Genomic DNA, 23,810 nt, shown 5'->3' with positions numbered 1-23,810 from the left:
GGCTTAGGCGGCGCGATAATGGACTTTTGAACATCCTAATTCATCTTTCGGAGTAGAAAACATGTTGCAAGGTAAAACAGCACTGGTCACCGGTTCAACCAGCGGCATCGGACTGGGCATTGCCAAAGCTTTGGCCAAACAAGGCGCCAACATCGTGCTGAACGGTTTTGGTGATGCCGAAGGCCCCAAGGCCGAAATCGCTGCACTGGGTGTGAAAGTGGCTTACCACGGCGCCGACATGAGCAAAGCCTCTGAGATCGAGGCCATGATGAAGTTCGCCGCCGACACCTTTGGCCGCATCGACATTTTGGTCAACAACGCGGGCATCCAGCATGTGGCCAAGATCGAAGACTTCCCCATTGAGCGATGGGACGCCATCATCGCCATCAACCTGAGCAGCGCCTTCCACGCCACACGTTTGGCCCTGCCCGCCATGAAGGCCGCCAACTGGGGACGCATCATCAACATCGCGTCTATCCATGGTCTGGTCGGCTCGGCCGAAAAGTCGGCCTATGTGGCCGCCAAGCATGGCGTGGTGGGCCTGACCAAGGTCACCGCGCTCGAAAACGCCACCACTGGCGTGACCTGCAACGCCATTTGCCCTGGCTGGGTGCTGACACCGCTGGTGCAAAAACAGGTGGACGCCAAGGCCGTGGCCATGGGCTTGTCCAACGAAGAAGCCAAAAAACAGCTGCTGCAAGAGAAAGAGCCCTCCATGCAGTTCACCACGCCCGAAGAGCTGGGCGAGCTGGCGGTGTTCTTTTGCTCGGCTGCAGGCAACAATGTGCGGGGCGTGGCCTGGAACATGGACGGCGGCTGGACAGCCCAATAAACAAGATGAGCTCTTCTCAACGCTTGGACAAAATCGTCATCGTGGACGATGACGCACGCATTCGTGACCTGTTGCGCCGATTTTTATCGCAAGAAGGCTTTGACGTGCTGCTGGCCGAAGACGGCCGCGCACTCGATCGCATCTTGCAGCGCGAGACCATCGACATGTTGGTGCTCGACCTGATGCTGCCGGGCGAAGACGGCCTGAGCATTTGCAAGCGTTTGCGGGCCAGCGGCGTGAAAACCCCCGTGATCATGTTGACCGCCAAGGGTGAAGACGTGGACCGCATCAACGGTCTGGAAATTGGGGCCGACGATTACTTGGGCAAACCCTTCAACCCCCGTGAATTGCTGGCCCGCATCCACGCGGTGCTGCGCCGCAGACCCGTCAGCGAACTGCCAGGCTCACCCTCGAGCGATGAAGAGGTCATCACCTTTGGCCACTTCAAGCTCGACTTGGGCGACAGGTCGCTGAGCAAAAACGGCGTCGACATGCCCCTGACGACTGGCGAATTTGCCATGCTCAAGGCCTTGGCCAGACACCCCCGGCAATCGCTCACCCGCGACAAATTGGCCCAACTGGCTCGCGGGCGCGAGTTCGAACCCTTTGACCGCAGCCTGGATGTGCAAATTTCCCGTCTGCGCAAGATGATCGAAGTCGACCCGGCTTCGCCCAAAATCATCCAAACCGTCTGGGGTGTGGGTTATGTCTTTGTGCCCGATGGACAACCGTGAAACCCGCGCCCACTGCACCGGATGAAGTGACGGCCAAACCTTCGGATGGCCCTCTCGTCAAACTCAGCCTGTTTTGGCGCACCTTCATTTTGTTGGCCCTGCTGATTTTCTTCAGCAGTGTGGCATGGCTGCAGATGTTCAAAACGCAGGAATACGAGCCACGCATCCTGCGCAATGCCCACCAAATTGCCACGGTGGTCAACCTGACCAAAACCGCGCTGAAAAACAGCGATGAGATTGCACGTTTGTCGCTCATCGAAATGCTGGCCGATGAGGAAGATGTGCGCATCCAATTGCGTGAACCGACGGACCGCATCGTGGCCTTCACCGATTCCGGCATGGACAGCCGCCTGGTCAACGAAATGGTCAAGCGACTGGGGCCTGGCACCCTCATCGCCTCCAGCGTGAACGATGAAGATGGGCTATGGATTGGCTTTCCCATCGAGCGCGACAGCTACTGGCTGCAAATGGACCCCTCGCGTCTGAAACCCTTAGGGGGCAGTGCATGGCTCATCTGGCTGAGCTTCACCACCGCCTTGTCTTTGGGCGGCGCGGCTTTCATGGCGGGCCTGATCAACCGCCCGCTCAAACGCCTGTCCTACGCGGCCAGCCGTGTGCGTGAAGGCCATTTTCATGAGGCTCCCCTCGATGAAGGCGCTGCCACCAGCGAGATCCGCGAAGTCAACATCGGTTTCAACCGCATGGCCGAGCGGCTGGCCAAGATTGAGGCCGAACGCGCCTTGATGCTGGCCGGGATTTCGCACGACCTGCGCACCCCTTTGGCCAGATTGCGGCTGGAAACTGAACTGAGTGTCAACGATGCACAAACCCGCGAGTTGATGGTGGCCGACATCGAGCAACTCGACGACATCATTGATAAGTTTTTGGACTATGCCCGCCCGGAGCCCACCGATTTAGGACCCGTGCTTTTGTCCGGTGTCATCAGCCGCTGCATCACGCCATGGCGCCACAACCCACGGCTGCAAATCTCCGTGGATGTGGGCGAAGATCTGCAGGTGCAAGCTGAAACCGTGGAACTGGGACGCGTGCTGTCCAACCTGCTCGAGAACGCACGGCGCTACGGACAAAGCCCCGCAGACGGCATCACACGCGTCGAAATCGTGGCCCGCGTGCACGATGGCTGGGTGCTGCTGCGCGTGCGCGACCAAGGCCCTGGCGTGTCGGAAGAAACCCTGAAAAACCTGACCCAGCCCTTCTTCAGAGGGGATGCCGCCCGCACGGCGGCCACCGGCTCGGGCCTGGGCCTGGCCATTGTGGAGCGCTCCGTGCAGCGCATGGGTGGCACGTTTTCTGTGTTCAACAACAGCGCTGGCGGTTTGATGGCCTTGATGAAATTCAGGCAAGCCGAAAGCGACTGAGCCCCGCGACCTTGGCTCGAAAACGCCCCATGACCGCCAAAACTCGCTGCGGGGCCGCGCCCTTCTTGCACAGAATCGGCCTTAAAACGCTTAAAAAACAGTTATAATTAAGCTCTTTCGGCAAGCGCGACAGCAGCACCTCCGGCCAGACCAACGCCATCCACGCGACGCCCCCATGCGGGCAGGTCACCGTTCCGCAAGGACTGCATTCCAAATGTTCGCCCACAACCTTGCCATTTCAGATTGAACACCCAACTGTGGTTTTCATCTGTGCCTTAACCCACGCCCGCGCCGGGATGTATTTGGCGCTGACTGTGTCTGTTTCCTTGTCCCTTTTTGTGTCTCGAGGTTGTTCATGCCCGCTCAAAAGCCGAAGAAGCCTGCCCAGGCCCCTGCCAAATCCAAAATCGTAGCCAAGACGGCTGCTGTCAAAGCCACCGCGCCCGTCGCCAAGGCCAAAGCAGCGGCGAAAGCGCCAGCCAAAGCACCTGCCAAGGTGCCCGCCCCAGTGGCGGCCAAAACACCCGCAAAATCGGCGGGCAAAGTGGCCCCCAAGGCAGCAACGCCCTCCCCCAAAGCCACGACAGCCCCGGCAACCTCTGCCAAGCCCGTGAAGAAAGCCGCCTCCGTGCCCGCCAAAAAATCAGAAGCCATTGAGAAAAAACCTGCTGCCAAAGCCAAAGCCAAAGACGCTGCAGCCGAAGTCGAAGTGAAAAAACCGACCAAAACTGCCAAAGCAGCCAAAGCAGCCAAAGCCGCAGCGCCTGTCGAAGACAGCAAACCCGCTGCCAAAAAAGTCGTCACGGGCGCCAAGCGCGGCCCCAAAAAGAAAGGCAGCATCGCCGAGCCCAGCATCGACGATGAATTGGCCGAACTCGAAGACGATCTGCAAGGTGAACCTGTCGCCGACAACGTGACGGAGACAGGCGAAAAGGTCAAACCCCTGCGCATGAAGATCAGCAAGGCCAAAGAACGTGCCTTGATGAAGGAATTCGGCCTGGACGAAACCGTCCTGACCGAAGCCGAAATGAAGCAGCGCCGTGACCGTCTGAAAGCCCTGATCAAGCTTGGCAAGACCCGCGGCTACCTCACCAACGGTGAAATCAGTGACCACCTGCCCGACAAACTGGTCGATGCCGAAACGCTGGAAGTGGTGATCGCCACCCTGAACGACCTGGGTGTGGCGGTGTACGAGCAAACGCCCGACGCCGAGAGCCTGATCATCACCGACAACGCGCCCACCGGCTCGACCGAAGAAGAAGCCGAAGAAGCCGCCGAAGCCGCCCTGTCCACCGTGGACAGCGAATTCGGCCGCACCACCGACCCTGTGCGCATGTACATGCGCGAAATGGGCACCGTGGAGCTGCTGACGCGCGAAGGCGAGATCGAAATCGCCAAACGCATCGAAGGCGGCTTGATGGACATGATGGCCGCGATCAGCGCATCGCCCGCCACCATCGCCGAAATCCTGCGCATGGCCAATGAAATCCGTGAAGGCAAGGTCGTCATCTCCACCGTGGTGGACGGTTTCGCCAACCTGAACGAAGCCGATGACTACGTGGCCGAAGAAGACTTCGACGAATTCGACGAAGCTGACGACGACGATGGCAAAGGCGGCTCCAAAGCCCTGACCAAGAAGCTCGAAGAGCTGAAGAACCAAGCCCTCGAGCGTTTTGACCGCATCACCGAGTACTTCGAAAAAGTGCACAAGGTGTACGACAAAGAAGGCTGGGGCACGCCCGCTTACAACAAGGTCCAGTCCGCCCTGTCCGAAGAGCTGATGACCATCCGTTTCACGGCCAAGACCATTGAAAAGCTGTGCGACATGGTGCGTGGCCAGGTGGACGACGTGCGGAAGAAAGAGCGCGAGCTGCGCCGCATCATCGTGGACAAGTGCGGTTACCCGCAGGACAACTTCATTGCCGATTTCAGCGGCCGTGACAAAAACGGCAAGCGTGTTGAATCCCAGTTGCTCAACCTCAAGTGGATCGAAAAACAAGCCGCCGCGGGCAAAAGCTGGAGCGCCGTCATGGGCCGCAACATCCCGCCTGTGCAAGATTTGCAGCAAAAACTCATCGATCTGCAATCGCAGGTGGTGGTGCCGCTCGATGAGCTCAAGGACATCAACAAGCGCATGAACGCCGGTGAGCGCTCGTCACGCGATGCCAAGAAAGAGATGATCGAGGCCAACTTGCGCCTGGTGATCTCCATCGCCAAGAAGTACACCAACCGTGGCCTGCAGTTCCTGGACCTTATCCAGGAAGGCAACATTGGTTTGATGAAGGCGGTGGACAAGTTCGAGTACCGCCGGGGCTACAAGTTCTCGACCTACGCGACTTGGTGGATCCGTCAGGCCATCACCCGATCCATTGCCGACCAGGCCCGCACGATCCGCATCCCGGTGCACATGATCGAGACGATCAACAAGATGAACCGCATCTCGCGCCAGCACTTGCAGGAGTTTGGCTTTGAGCCCGATGCCTCGATCCTGGCCGAGAAGATGGAGATCCCTGAGGACAAGATCCGCAAGATCATGAAGATCGCCAAAGAGCCGATCTCCATGGAAACGCCGATCGGTGACGACGATGACAGCCACCTGGGCGACTTCATCGAGGACAGCACCCACACCGCCCCCATGGACGCGGCTCTGCAAGCGGGCCTGCGCGATGTGGTCAAAGACATCCTCGACAGCCTTACGCCCCGCGAAGCGAAAGTGCTGCGCATGCGTTTTGGCATCGAGATGTCCACAGACCACACGCTGGAAGAAGTGGGCAAACAGTTTGATGTGACCCGCGAACGCATCCGCCAGATCGAAGCCAAGGCGCTGCGCAAGCTCAAGCACCCCAGCCGCTCGGACAAGCTACGCAGTTTCATCGACACGATGTAAACCGCCCTGCTCTACAAAGGCCAAAGCCTCCCGACTCCCAAGTCGGGAGGCTTTTTTGATGGCTGACTTTAAAAAAGGGCGATCAAGCCCCTGACATCACAGGTTTCTAAGGGCTTGCACCCTTTGATCCAGCACATGGATCACCGCGTGTTGCAGGCCCTGCATCACGGGCTTGTCCAGACTGGCCAGAAAATCGTCGGCGCTGAGCTGATTGGCAAAAAACAGTCGCGCACGTTCGAGCAAAGTCAACGCCTTGGGCACACCAATGGACCTGACCAGATAACTGGCCACGGGCGAATGCTTGGAGTCATGGGACGATTCACCCGAGCGGCCGTCCTCGAGCAAATGCATCACCGTGATTTCGCATTCGTTTTGACCGATATAGGGCTGCGCCACCACAGGCAATTGGTTTTCCAGCTGGAAAGGCATGTCACTGTTGCCCGGCAATTTGCCCATGATCGAAGCCAGCGACACCTCTTGTCCCAAACGCCAGGACATGGCTTCGAGCAAGGCAATGGCGACCAATTTCATGCGCAAATACAGTCTGGCCACTTCCAGGTTGCGTTGTGCCAAGTGCAAACGTTGTGTGTGTTCTTCTGAAGAAGGTTCGCCATCAAACTGGCGAAAGACCGCGCCCGGCTGCAAAAAGCCCAGAAAACCTTCCATCTTCTGCAAAGACACCCGGTAGCCCTTGACCGTGTAGGTGTCGGCGTTGAGCAGTTCGTGGTTGGTTTCTGGGATCAGATTCCAGGTGTTGTTCAGGAAATCAGAGGGGTGTTCGCTGGCAAAGTTGCCCACGTCACGGTTGGCCACTTTGACCCCCATGACCACGGTCTCACGGCACTGCGCATCGGTCAGCGCCAAGCCATGGTCGAGGCTGGCTTTTGTGAGGCGCTGCAACAACACGTCGGAACACGAACGCCCGTCGGGCAAATCGGCTCTGAAAGGAATGGTGGCTTCAATGCAGGCAGCCACCTGCGCCAGGGCGGACAAAGGCAAGATGCCGTTGAGCAATTTAACGGCCAACAGTGCACTCAAAAACTCGTTTTGACCCGCAAATGGAGACATCACTTGTCCCCGCTGAAATCCAAACAAATCCATCACGAGGTCCAGGTCCTGATCGGCACCCGTTTTCATGGGATCGATCACCAAGCCCTTGTCACCCTCACGCACATAAGGTGAAACGTATCGGGCCAGGTTCACGTGAATACCCGAATCGACCTGGACATAAACAAGATCATGAAACAGTGCCGCGATCACCTCGACCGGTGAGCCGCCATCACCCACCTCAAAAATATGCTCGGGTGTGTGAAAGGAACGCCAAGGACCGGTCATCGACTGGATGATCAAATCGGCCATACCCGCCAGTTGCGCAGACGAGCCGTCACCGCCCAGGGCGGCCACCGCGTCTTGCAACTCAGCATGGCATTCAGAAATGTACAGAGACGTTTCCATGATTTTGTTGGTTATTTAACTTTGGACATTTTACATATTAATAATTATTAATAGTGAAAATGCATTTGAATGTTGTGAAAGCACCCCAACTCGGTGTGGTTCATTGCCGCAATTCTGGCTTGGGCGCGATCACTTCGTCTGAAACCCTAAGCAGGCTTTGCAATCCCTAAGTCAACAGGTATTTGGCAAAAAAGTCGCCCGTCTTCCCCCTTGCCACTTGCGAAGCCAGGGGATCGTGCTGCCGACTCGCGGCATGGTCAAACCCATAAGCGGCGTCGTAGCGCTCGATTTGCACCATCGGCACTTTTTGACCAGGCCTGACCAAACCGTGGGCCGGAAAGTGATCGCGCTGCACGGCGACAAACGCATCCATGGATTCGTGGGTCATCCGCTCGCCTTGGGACGGCAAATGAACGAGCACAGGACACATGGGTCGCAATCCGCGCACCTCTGGGTCGGTGATCCCTCCCCCATAAAACGAAGCCGCCGCAAAAACTTGCGGCAAGGTGCAAGCGGCTTGCCAGGCAAGCAAGCCGCCCCAACAAAAACCCAGGATGCCCACATTGCCCTGCGCCACCTGGCCTTGGGCCCAAGTCACCATGGTCTGGACATCCTGCATAGAGCGGCTTGAATCCACCGTCTGCAGGGGCATCACCAATTCCTTTCCAAAAAAAGCCATCTGGTATTTGTACCCGTGGTCATGCCCTGGCCGACCGCGGCCAAACAACGAAGGCGCCAGCACCAAATAGCCTCTGGCCGCGTGCTCTTGGGCCAAGGCCCGAATGCGTTGACTCAAGCCTGGCATCAGGTTGGCCTGGGCATGGGAATGAACGCGGTGTGGCGATCTGGCATCCATCTCATGCAAAAGAACCAGGGCGCCTTTTGGTCGGCCGGGTGGGTGCGCCACAAATGCCCGGAACCTGTGCTGGTCGGGCGATGTGAATTCAGCGTGATGCCCTGTGCGGGTTGTCATCACTCAACGCGATTGCGCTTTGTTGCCGTAAGGACAATGGTTAGGCCGAGGCCCCACTTGCGGATGCAGGCGGCAGGTGTTGGGTCGCTTGTCGTACACCGTGCATCGGCGTGTCTTGGCATCCAGAAACTGGCAGTCACCACTGGCACGACGCGCCAAGCTGAAGATGCTGTTCTTGAAGTTGAAATGCTCGATCAACCCAGCCTTGGTCAGGCGCTTGGCGATCTGTTTGGGGTCCTCGTGCTCGGCCTCAAACGGGTCGACCAATTCGAGGCGCACCAAGTCGGCCAGCTTGACCTCGACCGGCATCGTGCAGCAGTTGGCGGCGCAGGTGTCGCACAAACCGTTTTTGTAACGGGTCCAAGTTTCGCAACGGTCAACGTCCACAACGGCAATGGGAGATCTCATGGGGCGGATTATCCCGGATGTGTTCGCTCAAGCCGATTGTGCTTGACCCCAATAATGAAAAGTCATGGGTCTCGGACCCGCCAGATAAGCCGATTGGGTATCGGCCTGAAAACCGGCCTCCAACAGCAAAGCCGGAATGTCACGCCCCAACTGACACCCCCCGGCCAATGGCCCCCACAGCGGCTGCAGCCGCTCTTGCCAGCGGCGCACACCCGCATCAGGGGCACGGCCATGTTCGCAAAACAAGAGCTGGCCACCCGGCACCAACACCCGGCGCATCTCGCGCAGGGCCTGCAACGCATCCGGAATACTGCACAGGGTGTAGGTGCAGACCACCGTATCAAAGCTGGCATCGGCCGTGGGCAGTTGCTCGGCCGACAGGCCCATCAGCTCGACTGCGATGCCTGCCTTTTGGCTGCGCTTTTGGGCTAGGCGGTGCATCTGCATGGCCGGGTCCACGCCCACCAAGCGTGTCACGCGGCTGCGGTCGTAAAACGCCAGATTACGGCCTGTGCCCATGCCAATCTCCAACACCCTGCCCTGCGCATGGGGCACCAGCTGGCGGCGCTGCGCCTGCACCATGGGCAGACCGCAGGCGAAGTCGATGAGGTAGGGCAGAACGTGTTGGTCGTAGAAGTTCATGCGGTCATTTTCACCGCAACGGACGCAGCATGGCCCAAGCAGTAGGCCAAGCGCCCACTCTGCTCATGTCACCCCCTCGGTGCGGATGCCCCAAGAATGCAGTGCCAAGCCCGTTCAGCCCTTCTTGGCCACCAGCGTCAAGATGTCGTAGCTGGCCACGACCTCGCCCAATTGGTTGGTCACCTCCACATCCCAAGCGACCACGCCCTGGCCCACGCCGTTGGCGTCTTTCTTGTTGCGGTCGATCTTGCGCTTGGCGGTCAGGCGGGCCTGGATGGTGTCGCCAATGCCCACGGGCTTGACGAAGCGCAGGGTATCCAAACCGTAATTGGCCAGCACCGGGCCGGGCGCGGGCGAGACAAACAAACCCGCTGCCGCCGACAACACAAAGTAGCCGTGTGCAATACGCTTGCCAAAGGGCGAATCTTTGGCAGCGATCTCGTCGAAGTGCATGTAGAAATAGTCACCCGACAAACCACCAAAGGCCACGATATCGGCCTCGCCCACTGTGCGGCGGTGGGTGAGCAGGCTCTCGCCAATCTGCAACTCTTCAAAGTAGCGGCGGAAGGGGTGAACCTCGGTCTCGATCAGCTTGGCACCCCGCATGTACTCGCCTGTGACGGCGGCGATCATGGTGGGCGAGCCTTGCAGCGCGGTGCGCTGCATCAGGTGTTTGACGGCGCGGATGCCACCGAGTTCTTCACCGCCCCCGGCACGGCCCGGACCACCGTGCTTGAGCGATGGCAGCGGCGAGCCGTGACCCGTCGATTCGACAGCGGCTTCGCGATCGAGGATGTGCAGACGGCCATGCAAAGCCGCCGCCACCGGGATCATGCGGGCCGCAATCTGCGGGTCTTTGGTGACCAGTGTGCCGACCAAGCTGCCCTGACCGCGTGCGGCCAGTTGGAGGGCTTCGTCAATGCCGTCGTAAGGCATGAGCGTGCTCACGGGGCCAAAGGCTTCCACGTCGTGCACGCTGTCGGTGTACAAAGGCTTTTGGCACAGCAGCAGCGTGGGCTGGAAGAAAGCACCGCCCTCCACGCCCTGCCCCACGGGTTTGAAATCGGCACCGCCACCAAACACCAGTTCGGCACTTTGACGCAGCAGGGCCACACGCTCGGCCACGTCGGCTTGCTGCGCATGCGAGGCCAGTGCGCCCATCTTCACGCCTTCAACAGATGGGTCGCCCACCACCACTTTGGCCAGACGGGCCTTGAGCTTTTCGGCGACAGCATCGAGGTGCTGGCGCGGCACGATGGCGCGGCGGATGGCCGTGCATTTCTGACCCGCCTTGACGGTCATCTCGCGAGCGACTTCTTTCACGAACAAATCAAACTCTTCGTCATCGGGCGAGACATCGGGCGCGAGGATGGCGCAGTTGAGCGAATCGGCTTCGGCGTTGAACGGAATGCTGTGTTTGACCACATTGGGGTGCACACGCAGCATCGCGGCGGTGTCGGCCGAACCGGTGAAGGTCACCACGTCCTGGCCGTTCAGGCGGTCCAACAGGTCACCCGTGGAGCCGATCACCAGCTGCAAAGCGCCTGCGGGCAAGATGCCCGATTGCTCCACCAGGCGCACCATGGCTTCGGTCAAGTAGCTGGTGGACGAGGCGGGTTTGCCAATACAAGGCATGCCCGCCAAAAAGCTGGGCGCGAACTTTTCGAGCAAGCCCCAGATGGGAAAGTTGAACGCATTGATGTGCACCGCGATGCCGCCGCGTGGCACCAGGATGTGTGTGCCCGCAAAGCCGCCTTTTTTGCCCAAGGGAAAGGCCGGGCCTTCGTGGATCAAGTTGCCGCTGGGCAGCTCGTTGCTGCCCATGCTGGAATAGGCAAACAAAGTGCCTGCGCCGCCTTCGATGTCCACCCAGCTGTCAGCGCGTGTCGCGCCCGTGTGGGCCGAAATGGCGTACAGCTGCTCTTTGTGCTCACCCAAGTATTTGGCCAAGGCCTTCAGGCGCTGGGCGCGTTCTTGAAAATCGAGTTTCAGCAAATTGGGCAGGCCCACGGTGCGGGCGTAGTTCACCGCGTCACCAAAATCGATGGCCTCGGCATGGGTTTGGAATACCGTGGCACCGTTGATGGCGCTGCGCAGGTTTTGTGCGCCTTGCTGGCCGATCCATTGGCCACCGATGAAACTTTGCAGGACTTGGGACATGGGGTGCTTCCTTTAATAAACCAAGAGGGTGTCATTGCGAGCGAAGCACGGCAATCCATGGATCGCCACGTCGCTTCGCACCTCGCGATGACGGAATAAATGCCCAAGTCCTAGCGATGCCAATGCATTAACCAACCGGGCGGTCGGGAAATTCTAGTCGGTTTACAGCACATCGCTATCAGTGAATCTCAATGGGCTTTTCAAAATTAATATGTATGCATATAATCTCATCATCTTTTCAACATCATTGGCTGGAGCCTCCATGAGCACTGCATCGTCTCAACTCCCCGTCATCGTCGCTGGCGGTGGCATTGGCGGCCTGGCCGCAGCCCTGGCTTTGGTACGCCAGGGATTTGCCGTCACCGTGCTGGAACAAGCTCCCGAGATCGGCGAGATCGGCGCGGGCATCCAAATTGGACCGAACGGGTTTCATGCGTTTGACGCTTTGGGCGTCGGTGAGAAAGCCCGTGGCCGTGCCGTTTACACCGACTTCATGGTGATGCACGACGCGATTGACGAGTACCAAGTGGGCAAGATCCCCACCGATGAAAAGTTTCGCCAACGCTTTGGCAATCCTTATGCCGTTATCCACCGCGCCGATGTGCATTTGTCCTTGCTCGAAGGTGCGCAGGAGACCGGTCAGGTCCAATTCCATACCAGCACGCGTGTGGTGCGCATCGAGCAAGACGACTACAGCGTGACCGTGTGGGACCAAAACGGCAACGCTTTCAAGGGCTGCGCCCTCATCGGGGCCGATGGCGTCAAATCGGTGGTGCGAGAGCAGTTTGTGGGCGACCCGGCCCGCGTCACAGGCCATGTGGTGTACCGCGCCGTGGTCGACAAGAAAGACTTTCCGCAAGACCTGCAATGGAACGCCGCCGCCATCTGGGTGGGCCCCAACTGCCACCTGGTGCACTACCCGCTGCGTGGGGGCGAACAGTACAACGTGGTCGTGACCTTCCACAGCCGCCAGCAAGAAGAATGGGGCGTGACCGAGGGCAGTAAGGAAGAAGTGCAAAGCTACTTCCAGGGCATTTGCCCCAAAGCTCGCCAGCTGATCGACCTGCCCAAGACCTGGAAACGCTGGGCCACCGCCGACCGCGAGCCGATTGGCCAGTGGACCTATGGCCGCGTGACCCTGCTGGGTGACGCGGCCCACCCGACCACGCAGTACATGGCCCAAGGCGCCTGCATGGCCATGGAAGACGCCGTCACTTTGGGCGAAGCCCTGCGCACGCACCACAACGACTGGCCCAAAGCTTTGGACATGTACCAACGCGCCCGCGTGGCCCGCACGGCCCGCATCGTGCTGTCGAGCCGCGAGATGGGCCGCATTTACCACGCCAAAGGTGTGGAGCGCTTGGTGCGCAACGACCTGTGGCGCGGCCGCAGCCCCGAGCGCTTTTATGATGCGATGGAGTGGCTGTATGGCTGGAACGTGGGCAATTGCCTCGATACCGCACAACACAAGGCATAAACAGGAGACACCCCATGAACGACCTCGGACGCATCGAAGACTTGCCCGCAGACTACGTGCAAGACCTGCGCAAGGTGAACCTGGTGCCCTTATGGCCCAGCCTGCGCGGCGTGTTGCCCCCCAAAGTGCCCACGCGCCAAACCCAGCCCACGTGCTGGGCTTACCAAGACATCAAGCCGCTCTTGCTCAAAGCGGGCGAGTTGACCCCAATTGAAAAAGCCGAACGCCGCGTGCTGGTGCTGGCCAACCCGGGGCATGGCCTCGACAAAATGCAGGCTTCTGCAGCCATGTATTTGGGCATGCAATTGCTCATGCCCGGCGAATGGGCCCCCAGCCACCGCCACACGCCCAACGCGGTGCGCATGGTGGTGGAAGGCGAAGGCGCTTGGACCACGGTGGACGGCGAAAAATGCCCCATGAGTCGGGGCGACTTGATCCTGACGCCCACGGGCCTGTGGCACGAACACGGCCACGACGGCACCGAGCCGGTGATCTGGCTCGACGTGCTGGACCTGCCCTTGGTCTATTACATGGAAGCCAGTTACCACATCAACGGCGACCGCCAGACCGTGGTGCCCGGCCAGGGCGACAAGCAATACGCCCGTGGCGGTGTGGTGCCCTCGCATGTGTTTGAGCGCAGCAAAAAGGCTTACCCCATGCTGCGTTACGCCTGGAAAGACGCCAAGGCCGCGCTCGAATCGCTGGCTTCGGATGACGCCAATTTGGAGCAGGTGCAAGTCACTTACACCAACCCCGAAACCGGTGGTGATGCGGAAAACATTTTGGGTTTTTACGCCCTGATGCTGCGCCCCAGCCAGCGCCTGCGTTTGCCCGCTCGCTCGCCCGCGCAGGTCTTCCATGTGATTGAAGGCGCGGTGCAAGCACAAATCGTGGCCAGCACCTTCACCCTGCTTGAGGCCGACACCTGCTGCGCGCCTGGCTACGAGGCGGTGACTTTGACCAACCTGTTGGCGGACAAGCCCGCTTTTGTGTTCATCGCCGACGAATCGCCGCTGCACCGCAAACTGGGTGTGTACGAGAACCGGGGCTGATGCCCAGCATTTGTAGGCGCTTGCCTGCAAGCGATGGTCTGCGGACCGCAAGCGCTTGAATCGCCAGCAGGCGGGCTGCTACACAAAAATCTTTCACTCTCTGAACGACCCCATGACCACTTACATCTTCTCGCCTCCCGAAGTCCCCTCCTTGCCCATCCGTGGCCGGGCCGAGCGCTTCCCCGTCAACCGCATCTTTTGTGTGGGCCGCAATTACCATGCACATGCCATCGAAATGGGGCGTCCTGTTGATAAGACCGTAGAGCAAGCGTTTTACTTCACCAAGTCGCCCCAGACCTTGGTGGAAAGCGGCGTGAACCATGTTGCCGTGGTGGCCTACCCACCCCGCACCAACAATTACCACTTCGAAATGGAGCTGGTGTTGGCCATTGGCAAAGCTGGTTTTCGGGTGAGCGAAGCCCAGGCGCACGAGTTGGTTTATGGCTACGCCGCAGGCCTGGACATGACCCGCCGCGACCTGCAATTGGTGGCGCGTGACAAGGGCCGCCCTTGGGACACGGGCAAAGACATCGAGCAAGGCTCGGTCTGCTCCGAGATCGTGCCCATGCCCGGCGTGGTGATCGAAAACGGCGCGATTGCTTTGGAGGTGAACGGCCAAACCAAGCAGTCGTCCAACGTGGACAAGCTGATCTGGAACATCCGCGAAATCATCGTCGACCTGTCCACCTACTACCACCTTCAGCCCGGCGACTTGATTTACACCGGCACGCCCGAAGGCGTGGGCGCGGTGGTGAGTGGTGACAAAATCACGGGGCGGGTTGAAGGCGTGGCCGAGATAACGCTCACGATTGGCGCCGCTGAATAATCCAGGCCGACCGCAGACGCCCTGCCCTCAAGCACCCGCCCCAACAGGACATCAGACCATGAAGCTCTACAGTTTTTTCAGAAGCGGCACCTCGCACCGCCTGCGCATTGCGCTCAACCTCAAAGGTGTGGCCACCGACTACGTGGCGGTGGACCTGCGGGTCGATGAACAACAAGGCGATGCCTTCAAGTCGGTCAACCCTCAGCAAATGGTGCCCGCGCTCGACACCGGTAAACAGGTGCTGATCCAATCGCCGGCCATCATCGAATGGTTGGAAGAAAAACACCCCACACCCGCCCTGCTGCCTGCAGGCGCGGAGGATCGCGCACGCGTGCGTGCACTGGCGGCCATGGTGGGTTGTGACATCCACCCCCTCAACAACCGCCGCGTGTTGCAAACGCTGCGCAAACAATTCGGTGCCAACGAAGACGCCATCAACGCCTGGTGCGCCAACTGGATCAGCTCAGGCTTTGACGCCTACGAAGCCCTGATCTCGGCTGACACGCAGCGCGGCCGCTTCAGCTTTGGCGACAGCCCTACCCTAGCCGATGTGTACCTGATTCCCCAGGTTGAAAGCGCCCGCCGTTTCAACGTGGACCTGACGCAATGGCCACACATCATGGCGGTTGAAAAAGCCTGCATGGCGCTGGAAGCCTTTCAAAAAGCTGCGCCTGGACAGCAGCCTGATGCTGGCTGATCGGCGCAAGCCGATCTGGCCACTGAGCCTGCGTCAGTTCATGGCCTTATTCGATGGTGATTTTGCGTTCTTTGATCACGCGACTCCACAAACTGGTTTGCTGCTCAATGAACCGCTTGGCTTGCTCTGGTGAGCCTTTTTGAATGTCACCACCGAGTTGCGCGATGCGTGCTTTGACCTCAGGTGAATCCAGCGCTTGCTGAAAGGCATCGGCCAGTTTTTTCATCACAGGCTCGGGCGTGTTGGCAGGTGCAAAAACCGCATTCCACTCGTAAATCTCGGTGCCTCTCAAACCCGATTCGCTCAAGGTGGGCACATCGGGCAAGATAGACGAACGTTTGCCAGACGTCACGGCCAAAGCCCTGAGCTTGCCTGATTGAACGTGTTGCAAGGTTGAGGCCAAGTTTCCGAAGAACAGTGGCACTTGCCCGCCAATCACGTCGTTGAGAGCAGGACCGCCCCCTTTGTAGGGCACGTGCACCATGTCCACTTTGGCCGCAGACTCAAACAAGGCGCCCGCCAAGTGCTGCGCCGATCCGTTGCCCGATGAGGCGTAAGAAACAGCATCCTTGGTTTTGCCCGCAGCGGCGATGAGCTCGGGCACATTTTTAGCCGGGAAATTGGCGTTGACCAAGACCACGTTGGGGAACAAAGCGACCACACCCACGGGTTGAAAGGCCTTGGCGCTGTCATAAGGCAGTTTGGGATACAGGGACGGATTCACAGAAAAGGACGAAGCATCCAACATCAAGGTGTAACCATCAGGGGCCGCTTTGGCCACCGCTGCCGCACCAATTTGTCCGCCCGCTCCCGGTTTGTTCTCGATCACGATGGTTTGGCCCAGTGCTTCGCCCATTTTGGGCCCAATCAGCCGGGCCATGGCATCCGCTCCACCGCCCGGTGGATAAGTGACCACCAGCGTGATGGGCTTGCTGGGATAGGCCGCTTGGGCCATGGCTGAGGGCGTACTTGCACAGAATGCAAGTGACGCCAGCGCGATCCATTGACATGTTTGGCGACGAACAAGATGAGGCATGAATGATCTCCTGGGGTTATTTATTGAACTTGTGCCGTGTACTTGAAGGAATATGCATCGCCTCGTGTGGTGCGAAGCTCCACACAACGGCCAGCGATGTCGAAGGCTTGACGCTCGACCAGAACACAAGGGTGTGAAACCGCCAGTTTCAAACGCTTGGCTTGGGTGGCATTGAGCTGAGAAAAGCTCAGCGTGTCTTGTGTTTTTTGAATAACGACACCACAACGCTCTTGGTACATGGGATACAACAAGTCGTCCCATCCGTGGCTGTCTGAATCGGCCAAAGCGCCGAAAAGGGGCAATGGCAAAACGATGGTTTCGAGCAGGCAGGGCTCCGTATCGAGACTGCGCAGCCGCTCCAGTTGCAGGACCTGAGCGCCTTGCGTCATGCTGAAAACCTGTGCTTCGCGAACGCTGGCAGCTCGCAAGCGACTGCTCAGAATGTGCGAATGGGGTGTGATGCTGGCGCCATCGTCCAGACCACGAAACCTGAAAAAACGCATCATCGAAGCGCCATCCACACCCTTGGTCACAAAGGTGCCTTTGCCGTGTCGACGTTGCAAGACGCCGTCTTCAACCAACAAGGACAAAGCTTGCCGGATCGTGCCCAGTGCCACGCCATAGTTTTGAGCCAGCGTCGATTCCGCAGGAATCACCTCACCCGGTGCCCATTCACCTTGCAAAATGCGATCACGCAAAGCCTGCGCCAATTTGCCGTAGCGGCTTTGGCCAGGGGTGTGATCGGTCAAAAGTGTGGACATGCGTTGTGGCCAGACATCTAGAGGACTAGAATATACAACATGAATTTATTGCAGTCAAAAAACGGGGTCGATACCCATTACCACGTGTTCAATGCGGGTGTGGCCATCGAAGGCGCTCGCTATGTGCCGCAGTACAGTGCTTCCTTGTCGACATGGCTGCAGCAAGCACAAAGTGTGGGCGTCGGCCGTGGGGTTTGTGTGCAACCGAGTTTTTTGGGAACCGACAACCGCTGGATGGTGGATTCGCTCAGGTCCAACCCCGATGTCTTGCGCGGCATCGCGGTGGTGAGTCCCGATGAAAGTGTGGAAACGCTCAAAGTTCTGAACGAAGCCGGAGTGCGTGGCATCCGTTTGAATTTGGCGGGCATTTCACACGACATTCCACAGTGGTCACAAGCCCACCAACTGTGGCAGACCCTCCAAGAGATGGGCTGGCACCTGGAAGTGCACACGGATCAGGGCAAATTGCCTCAAGTGCTGCAGCAATTGCCGTCTGAATTGCCCCTGGTGATTGACCACATGGCCAAGCCCTTGCAGGCCCAATCGAATGACGCAACCCTGCTGGCTTTGAAGGCCAGAGCCAGGGTTTCACCCATTCATGTCAAGTTGAGCGGCGCTTACCGATTGGGCGACGTGGATTCAGCCCGTTTGGCAAGACTCTTGTTGCAGGAGTTGGGGCCCCATTCCCTGCTGTGGGGCAGTGACTGGCCATGCACCAACCATGAACAATTTGCAAACTTCGAAACGCTGATGGCTCAAGCCCATCAATGGATACCGTCAGAATTTTTTGAGCAGATCATGACGGAAAACCCCATGGGGCTGTACTGGAACAGCTTCTGATGTTTCGTCGCGAAAGTTCGCTCGTCCGTTCTTCACAACCAAGCAATCAGCCAAACACCTCGGTGTCCACCTCGCTGTTGGATTGCGCACTGTAACGGTCGCCAGACACGGTGTCTTGGTTGATCAAGGCATTCAGGCGTGCCAACAAGTTGGCATCAAGCTGCACATCGACTGCCGCCAAGTCATCGAGCAAATGGTCCACCGAGGTGGTGCCAGGGATGGGGATGATGTCTTCGCCTTGGTGCAGCAACCAGGCCAGTGCCAGCTGCGAGGGGCTGCACCCAGCCTCTTGTGCGAGCGCGTGATAAGCGGGTAAGAGCTTCAAATTGGCGGCGTAGTTCTCGGGCGTGAAACGCGGCATGCTGCGCCGGATGTCTTTGGCGTCGAAAGCGGTCACGTCCAAAGCCGCGCCACACAAAAAGCCCCGCGCCACCGGGCTAAAGGCCACAAAGGCCACGCCCAAGTCACGGCAAGCCTGCAGCACCGCGATCTCGGGGTTGCGCGTCCACAGCGAATACTCGGTCTGCACCGCTGCAATCGGGTGAACCGCATGGGCTTTGCGCAGGGTGCTGGCCGACACCTCCGACAGGCCAATGGTCTGGATCTTGCCTTGGCGCACCAAGTCGCTCAAAGCACCCACGCTGTCTTCGATCGGCACTTTCTTGTCCCAGCGGTGCAGGTAATACAGGTCAATCACATCGGTCTGCAGGCGGCGCAGCGCGTCTTCACAGGTTTTCTTGAGGGTCTCGGGGCGGCCGTCGATGACGCGCACTTTGCTGCCGTCGTTTTGTTCCACGCCCTGCATGCCGCATTTGCTGGCCAGCGTGAAGCGGTTGCGGTGCGGCTTCATCACCTGGCCCACCAGCGTCTCGTTGGCCCCAAAGCCATAGAGCGCGGCGGTATCGAAAAACGTCACACCCTGGTCCAAGGCAGTGAGCAAAACCCGCTCGCCCTGCTGGGCCGAGACAGGTGCGCCATAAGCATGACTGAGGTTCATGCAGCCCAGGCCGATGGCGCTGACGGAAAAGGAGGCGATTTGGCGGTTTTTCATGCCCCTATCTTAACGAGGGAGAAACACCGCACAACCTGACGGAGCGCGTGGGCCTTAAGGTCACCGTCCTCCTGGTCGCCATGCTCATTCAGACCCAACGTTTTGGCACCAGCGTGTCCGAATCGCTGGCGCGAGAATTTGTGAAGGTGGGGTGAGGGGCTAGGCCAAAAGTTGCCTAGGCAACTGGCGCGGTCAGATCAAATAATCGGCCAAGCGCTGTGCTTGCACTGAGGATTTTCGCCAGACCAATGACACGGGCATAGGCTCTTGGCTGACGATCAATGGCAGGATCGAAGTGGCATGGCTACTGTGTAATGCCGCCGATTGGGCACAACAGGTCAAGAGATCCGTTTGTGCCACAACCGCCAAGCTGTAGAAGAAAGAAGGCGATTCAACCGCGGGGTTGGGTGGCGCGAGACCGCGTCTCAAAAAGGCCTCCATCAAACTGACCCGGGTGGTCGATTGCATGTTGGGAAGAATCCATTTGCAATCCGCCAGGTCAGAAAAATCCAGTTTTTTCTGACGTGCCAAGGGGTGTTTGATCGAAGACACCATAGACAAGGGTGCCTCATAGAGCACTCTCTGAGACAACTCATCAAAATAGGGCGCATCTGCCACATGACTGGGCATACGCCCCAGCAAAATGTCGATTTCGCCCTGCAAAAGCATTTGCAACAACTGATCTGCCCGGCCATCAATGATCAGCGGCCGCCATACGGTCGGGCCGTTGATCAGCTTTTTGATGATGTCTGGCAACACAGTGACCGCCGTGTGCGGAAATGCGCCAATGCGAACGATGGGCTGCTGCGTCCCTTGCAAAGTGCTCCCCATGGCGCCGACCTCCCCCAGAACGGTCTGACACCTTGGCAAGAGCGCCCTGCCCTCGTCGGTCAGGGCCATGCCTCGCCCCTGCCTTCGAAAAAGCTTCACATCAAACAAGGATTCGATGTCCTTGAGCATCATGCTGGCGGCCGACTGCGTCATCGACAACTGCTCAGCCGTCGCAGACAAGGAGCCTCGGGTGGCCAAAAGACTGATGAATCGCAATTGTTTGACTCGCAACTGGTCCAAGCGCGGCTGGTTCATTCAAGCACTTTGATAGTTCAGGGTTTTCTGATGATAAAGGAAGAATTACTGATGTTTCGCTGATGAACCATCTCTAAACTTGTATTGACATAGATCAAAGACAAGACCCATGCCCACCCTCTCCAAAAGACAATTCAACCGTCACTTGTTATGGACTGCATTCGGTGCCGCGCTCTCACCCACAGGTGCGTGGGCGCAAGAATGGCCCTCCAAAACCATCAGTTTGGTGGTGCCCTTCCCTGCGGGAGGCTCCAACGACGTGGTGGCCCGTTTGGTTGGTGAAAGCGTTAGAAAAAAACTGGGCCAAACGGTTTTGGTGGACAACAAGCCGGGTGCCAATGGTGCTTTAGGCGTAGAAACAACACTGCGAGGTGCCAAAGATCAGCACACGTTTTTGGTCGCTTCAGATTCCGTTTCATTGTTGCCTTTGTTCCGCAACATGCCTTGGGATTTGAGCAAAACTTTCACCCCGATTGCGGTCCTGTCGTTTCAGCCCATTGTTGTGGTGACGGCCCCATCGACCGGGATGAAAACCCTGCAAGATCTACAAACACGCGCCAAAGGCAAACCCGACCAAGTCTCCTATGCCAGCTCGGGTCAAGGCTCCATACAGCACTTGGTGGGTGAGCTCTTTTCTCAAAACTTGGGCATCAACCTGCTGCACATCCCTTACAAAGGCGGCGGACAAGCGGTGAACGATGTGATTTCAGGACAGGTTTCGGCTGCCGTCCTCGGCGCGGCGGCGGTCTTGCCGCACATCAAGTCTGGAAAACTGATTGCCTTGGCAGTCAGCACACGGCGGCGCTCCAGCATCTTGCCTGACACGCCCACTTTGAGCGAAAGCGGCGCAGGCGACATTGACGTGCCCCAGTGGTCCGCCCTTTTTGCCGTCGAAGGCACACCTGCACCCATCATGGCGCAAATGCGACGTGTGGTGGATGATTCACTTGCAGACGCTGGCCTGAAACAACAACTCCTAGGTCTGGCCATGGAAACCGTTGCCATGACACCCGACGCTTTCCAGCAACGCATGGTCCAAGACCGTGAGCGCTGGGCGAAATTGATCAAGGATCGCAAGATCTCAATGGAATGAAGATGTCTGAATCTGGAAAGCGCCCTCACATTGTTCTGATCTTGGCCGACAACTTGGGATGGGGCGAACTGGGCTGCTACGGCGGTGGTGCACTCCGAGGTGCGCCCACACCGCGCATTGACGCGCTGTCTGAAGAAGGCATGAAATTTTTGAATTTCAATGTGGAGAGCGATTGCGTGCCAACCCGCTCCGCCCTCATGACAGGTCGTCACCCCATTCGCACGGGCGCCTTGCAGTCTGTGCCTGCAGGCCTGCCACAAGGCATTCATCCATGGGAAAACACCCTGCCTCAACTGCTGCAAGAGGCGGGCTATGTCACTGGCATGTTTGGCAAATGGCATCTGGGCGACCGAGATGGCCGTTACCCGCATCAACGCGGGTTTGATGAGTGGTACGGCATTCCCCGAACCACCAACGAGACCCTGTTCACGCAGTCTCCGGGCTTTGATGAGTCGGTGGTCGACATACCGCAGGTCATGGAAGGCTTTGCAGGACAAGCGGCTCGCAATGTGGCGGAATACGACCTGGCCAAACGTCGAGTGATTGACAGTGAATTGACCGAGAAATCGATTGATTTCATGCGCAGAAAAACCCAAGGAAATGCCCCGTTTTTCCTTTATGTTCCCCTCACGCATTTGCATTTTCCAACCTTGGCGCACCCCGACTTTTCTGGCAAAAGCGGCGTGGGCGAGTTTGCAGATTCCATGATGGAGATGGACCACAGGGTTGGCGAGCTGGTCGACGCTGTCCATGAATTGGGGATTGCTGAAGACACCCTGTTTATATTTGCCAGCGACAACGGCCCAGAATTTCGCCGCCCATGGCGTGGCACAGCGGGCCCATGGTCAGGCACTTATCACACCGCCATGGAAGGAGGTCTTCGTGTGCCACTGATCGTCAGATGGCCAGGCCGCATTGACAAAGCACGTGTCAGCGACGAGATTGTTCACGTCACAGATCTCTTTACCACCCTCTTGGATGCAGCAGGCGCAAAGTTGCCGCAGGACAGGCCCATTGACGGTGTCAGTCAATTGGACTGGTGGACTGGGTCCACAGAAAAATCAGCACGAGAAGGGTTTCTCTTCTACATCAAGACAGAGCTACGCGCCGTTAAATGGCGCCACTGGAAGTTGCACTTTGTCTTTGAGAATGAGCCCAACTCAGGAACCCGACATCTTGAAACCCCATGGCTGTTCAACATCAAACGCGACCCCAAAGAGGAAACGGATGTCGCCATGGATGACGGCTGGGTTCGCGGCCCGATGCGAAAAATGATCATGGCTTTTGAAAAAACACTCAAAGACCATCCGCCTATCGCGCCTGGTGCGCCGGATGAATTCAAACCGTTTTCCAACGAAACCAAGCTCCCGTAGACAGTTCAAAAAATCCACTTCAAAGGAGAATTCCATGCAAATCAAAACCAAACTCACCTTGCTGGCAACGGCCTGCTTGTCTTTGACAAGCATTCAAAGTCAAGCTCAAAACGTCAGCATTTATGGCCGCGCTGTCATGTCGGTCAACCAAGTGGAGACCGGCAATGCCAACAAGGTCTCAGAACTACGGGACAACGCTTCTCGACTCGGTTTCAGAGGCGTTGAAGATTTGGGCGGCGGCATGTCCGCACTGTTCGGGCTGGAAATGGGCATCAGTGCCGATACCGGAACCTTCACGACACCTGTGTTCAGAAACAGTTATGTGGGTTTGCGTGGCAATTGGGGAACCATGGCCATGGGACGCCTTGACTCGGCCAACCCGACTGGCTCACCGATTTATTCCCAAATCACGTCGCTGAGCCATTTTGCGCCGAACGATGCGGGTGCAACAGCCTCCAGCACCACCATGCAAAACGCACGCAACCGCACGTCCAACAGCATTGGTTACGCCAGCCCAAAGCTGGGTCCTGTGGTGGTGAGAGCCCGTGTGTACTTGCGTGGCGCAGATACAGCGGCTCAGCCAGAAGACTCCATGAAATCCACAGACTTGGGACTGGACTACCAGTCTGGCGCTTTGAAAGCTGCCATTTCTTTCGCCAAAGACACCAAGCGGGGTGGCTTGTCGAACAACGAGTTCAACGACAAGGTGCAGGTGGGCGTCAACTACCAAGTAGAAAAAAATTGGGACATCTACTTCATTGGCGGTTTGGACACCTACAAAAACACCAGCACCACCCGTGAGGATGTCAATTACACGCTGTTGGGAACCTCGTACACCACAGGCCCTCACAAATTAGTCCTGAACATCATGCAGCGCGATGTTCAAACATCATTGACAGGTGTTCGCAAGAAAAATCAATTGAGCTACCAATATTTCTTAACGAAAAACACAGACCTTCAAGCCTTCATCGACAACGACACGGTGGATTCAAGCCGAAGCAACGTCAAAGTTCGCGCCATCGGTTTGGGTATTCGTCAAAACTTCTGA

At 58.0% G+C, this 23,810-nt stretch carries 23 protein-coding genes; 13 read left to right on the top strand and 10 right to left on the bottom strand.

Features of this window, described 5'->3' with window-relative positions:
• Positions 1-61: 61 nt before the first annotated feature.
• The 3 genes from L63ED372_RS05905 to L63ED372_RS05895 are packed head-to-tail and all read left to right on the top strand — an operon-like array spanning position 62 to position 2,945.
• Complete coding sequence (locus tag L63ED372_RS05905) at positions 62-832, top strand: 3-hydroxybutyrate dehydrogenase (protein ID WP_062404293.1); 771 nt, start codon at positions 62-64, stop codon at positions 830-832.
• Positions 833-837: 5 nt separating this feature from the next.
• Complete coding sequence (ompR, locus tag L63ED372_RS05900; protein WP_062404291.1) at positions 838-1,566, top strand: osmolarity response regulator transcription factor OmpR; 729 nt, start codon at positions 838-840, stop codon at positions 1,564-1,566.
• Positions 1,563-2,945: an ATP-binding protein gene (locus L63ED372_RS05895; RefSeq protein WP_062404289.1), complete on the top strand. Its 1,383-nt coding sequence runs from the start codon at positions 1,563-1,565 to the stop codon at positions 2,943-2,945. The genes ompR and L63ED372_RS05895 overlap by 4 nt, the downstream gene beginning before the upstream one ends.
• Positions 2,946-3,308: 363 nt before the next feature.
• On the opposite strand, the gene L63ED372_RS16575 is transcribed toward L63ED372_RS05895, so the two are convergent.
• On the bottom strand, positions 3,309-3,599 hold the full coding sequence (locus tag L63ED372_RS16575; RefSeq protein ID WP_231624575.1) for a hypothetical protein: 291 nt from the start codon (positions 3,597-3,599) through the stop codon (positions 3,309-3,311).
• On the opposite strand from L63ED372_RS16575, the gene rpoD reads away from it, so the two are divergent.
• Positions 3,574-5,832 (top strand): RNA polymerase sigma factor RpoD, encoded by a 2,259-nt coding sequence (rpoD, locus tag L63ED372_RS05890; RefSeq protein WP_062407714.1) that lies wholly within the window; start codon positions 3,574-3,576, stop codon positions 5,830-5,832. The two genes, L63ED372_RS16575 and rpoD, sit on opposite strands and share 26 nt — an antisense overlap.
• Before the next feature lie 96 nt (positions 5,833-5,928).
• Here the strand turns inward: rpoD and L63ED372_RS05885 are convergent, their stop codons facing one another.
• The 5 genes from L63ED372_RS05885 to paaZ form a co-directional block, all read right to left on the bottom strand.
• Positions 5,929-7,287, bottom strand: coding sequence for a hypothetical protein (locus L63ED372_RS05885; protein WP_156343561.1), 1,359 nt, complete (start codon positions 7,285-7,287; stop codon positions 5,929-5,931).
• Between the two features lie 166 nt (positions 7,288-7,453).
• Positions 7,454-8,092 carry a dienelactone hydrolase family protein gene (locus L63ED372_RS05880; protein ID WP_231624574.1) on the bottom strand — a complete coding sequence of 213 codons (639 nt, stop codon included), beginning with the start codon at positions 8,090-8,092 and terminating at the stop codon, positions 7,454-7,456.
• A 171-nt stretch (positions 8,093-8,263) separates the two neighbouring features.
• A complete protein-coding gene (locus L63ED372_RS05875; RefSeq protein ID WP_062404282.1) occupies positions 8,264-8,668 on the bottom strand; it encodes a YkgJ family cysteine cluster protein in 405 nt (134 codons plus the stop codon).
• Positions 8,669-8,695: 27 nt separating this feature from the next.
• Positions 8,696-9,310 (bottom strand): class I SAM-dependent methyltransferase, encoded by a 615-nt coding sequence (locus L63ED372_RS05870; RefSeq protein WP_062404280.1) that lies wholly within the window; start codon positions 9,308-9,310, stop codon positions 8,696-8,698.
• Positions 9,311-9,424: 114 nt separating this feature from the next.
• Entirely contained in the window at positions 9,425-11,470 is a 2,046-nt protein-coding gene (gene paaZ / locus L63ED372_RS05865; RefSeq protein WP_062404278.1) for a phenylacetic acid degradation bifunctional protein PaaZ, read from the bottom strand.
• A 262-nt stretch (positions 11,471-11,732) separates the two neighbouring features.
• Between paaZ and L63ED372_RS05860 the strand changes: the two genes are divergently transcribed.
• The 4 genes from L63ED372_RS05860 to maiA all read left to right on the top strand — a co-directional run bounded on the left by L63ED372_RS05860 (position 11,733) and on the right by maiA (position 15,522).
• Positions 11,733-12,947 (top strand): 3-hydroxybenzoate 6-monooxygenase, encoded by a 1,215-nt coding sequence (locus L63ED372_RS05860; protein WP_062404276.1) that lies wholly within the window; start codon positions 11,733-11,735, stop codon positions 12,945-12,947.
• A gap of 14 nt (positions 12,948-12,961) precedes the next feature.
• Positions 12,962-13,999 (top strand): cupin domain-containing protein, encoded by a 1,038-nt coding sequence (locus tag L63ED372_RS05855; RefSeq protein ID WP_062404274.1) that lies wholly within the window; start codon positions 12,962-12,964, stop codon positions 13,997-13,999.
• A 112-nt stretch (positions 14,000-14,111) separates the two neighbouring features.
• Positions 14,112-14,825, top strand: coding sequence for a fumarylacetoacetate hydrolase family protein (locus L63ED372_RS05850; protein WP_062404272.1), 714 nt, complete (start codon positions 14,112-14,114; stop codon positions 14,823-14,825).
• A 58-nt stretch (positions 14,826-14,883) separates the two neighbouring features.
• Entirely contained in the window at positions 14,884-15,522 is a 639-nt protein-coding gene (maiA, locus tag L63ED372_RS05845) for a maleylacetoacetate isomerase (RefSeq protein WP_062404270.1), read from the top strand.
• Between the two features lie 46 nt (positions 15,523-15,568).
• On the opposite strand, the gene L63ED372_RS05840 is transcribed toward maiA, so the two are convergent.
• Positions 15,569-16,477: a tripartite tricarboxylate transporter substrate binding protein gene (locus L63ED372_RS05840; RefSeq protein WP_231624573.1), complete on the bottom strand. Its 909-nt coding sequence runs from the start codon at positions 16,475-16,477 to the stop codon at positions 15,569-15,571.
• Positions 16,478-16,578: 101 nt separating this feature from the next.
• Complete coding sequence (locus tag L63ED372_RS05835) at positions 16,579-17,319, bottom strand: GntR family transcriptional regulator (RefSeq protein ID WP_062404268.1); 741 nt, start codon at positions 17,317-17,319, stop codon at positions 16,579-16,581.
• Positions 17,320-17,358: 39 nt separating this feature from the next.
• Between L63ED372_RS05835 and L63ED372_RS05830 the strand changes: the two genes are divergently transcribed.
• Positions 17,359-18,159, top strand: coding sequence for an amidohydrolase family protein (locus tag L63ED372_RS05830; protein WP_062404266.1), 801 nt, complete (start codon positions 17,359-17,361; stop codon positions 18,157-18,159).
• Positions 18,160-18,205: 46 nt separating this feature from the next.
• On the opposite strand, the gene L63ED372_RS05825 is transcribed toward L63ED372_RS05830, so the two are convergent.
• Positions 18,206-19,210, bottom strand: coding sequence for an aldo/keto reductase (locus L63ED372_RS05825; protein WP_062404264.1), 1,005 nt, complete (start codon positions 19,208-19,210; stop codon positions 18,206-18,208).
• 192 nt (positions 19,211-19,402) lie between these two features.
• On the bottom strand, positions 19,403-20,221 hold the full coding sequence (locus L63ED372_RS05820) for a LysR family transcriptional regulator (protein WP_442915162.1): 819 nt from the start codon (positions 20,219-20,221) through the stop codon (positions 19,403-19,405).
• Between L63ED372_RS05820 and L63ED372_RS16570 the strand changes: the two genes are divergently transcribed.
• The 4 genes from L63ED372_RS16570 (at position 20,163) to L63ED372_RS05805 (ending at position 23,810) form a co-directional block, all read left to right on the top strand.
• Positions 20,163-20,309, top strand: a complete 147-nt coding sequence (locus L63ED372_RS16570; RefSeq protein WP_231624571.1) for a hypothetical protein — start codon at positions 20,163-20,165, stop codon at positions 20,307-20,309. The two genes, L63ED372_RS05820 and L63ED372_RS16570, sit on opposite strands and share 59 nt — an antisense overlap.
• Positions 20,310-20,405: 96 nt before the next feature.
• Positions 20,406-21,389 carry a Bug family tripartite tricarboxylate transporter substrate binding protein gene (locus tag L63ED372_RS05815; RefSeq protein ID WP_062404260.1) on the top strand — a complete coding sequence of 328 codons (984 nt, stop codon included), beginning with the start codon at positions 20,406-20,408 and terminating at the stop codon, positions 21,387-21,389.
• Between the two features lie 2 nt (positions 21,390-21,391).
• Positions 21,392-22,762: an arylsulfatase gene (locus L63ED372_RS05810; protein WP_062407711.1), complete on the top strand. Its 1,371-nt coding sequence runs from the start codon at positions 21,392-21,394 to the stop codon at positions 22,760-22,762.
• A gap of 34 nt (positions 22,763-22,796) precedes the next feature.
• Complete coding sequence (locus L63ED372_RS05805) at positions 22,797-23,810, top strand: porin (RefSeq protein WP_156343558.1); 1,014 nt, start codon at positions 22,797-22,799, stop codon at positions 23,808-23,810.

The sequence above is a fragment of the Limnohabitans sp. 63ED37-2 genome (genome assembly GCF_001412535.1).
Classification (GTDB): domain Bacteria; phylum Pseudomonadota; class Gammaproteobacteria; order Burkholderiales; family Burkholderiaceae_C; genus Limnohabitans_A.
This window is presented reverse-complemented; position numbering and strand designations above follow the sequence as displayed.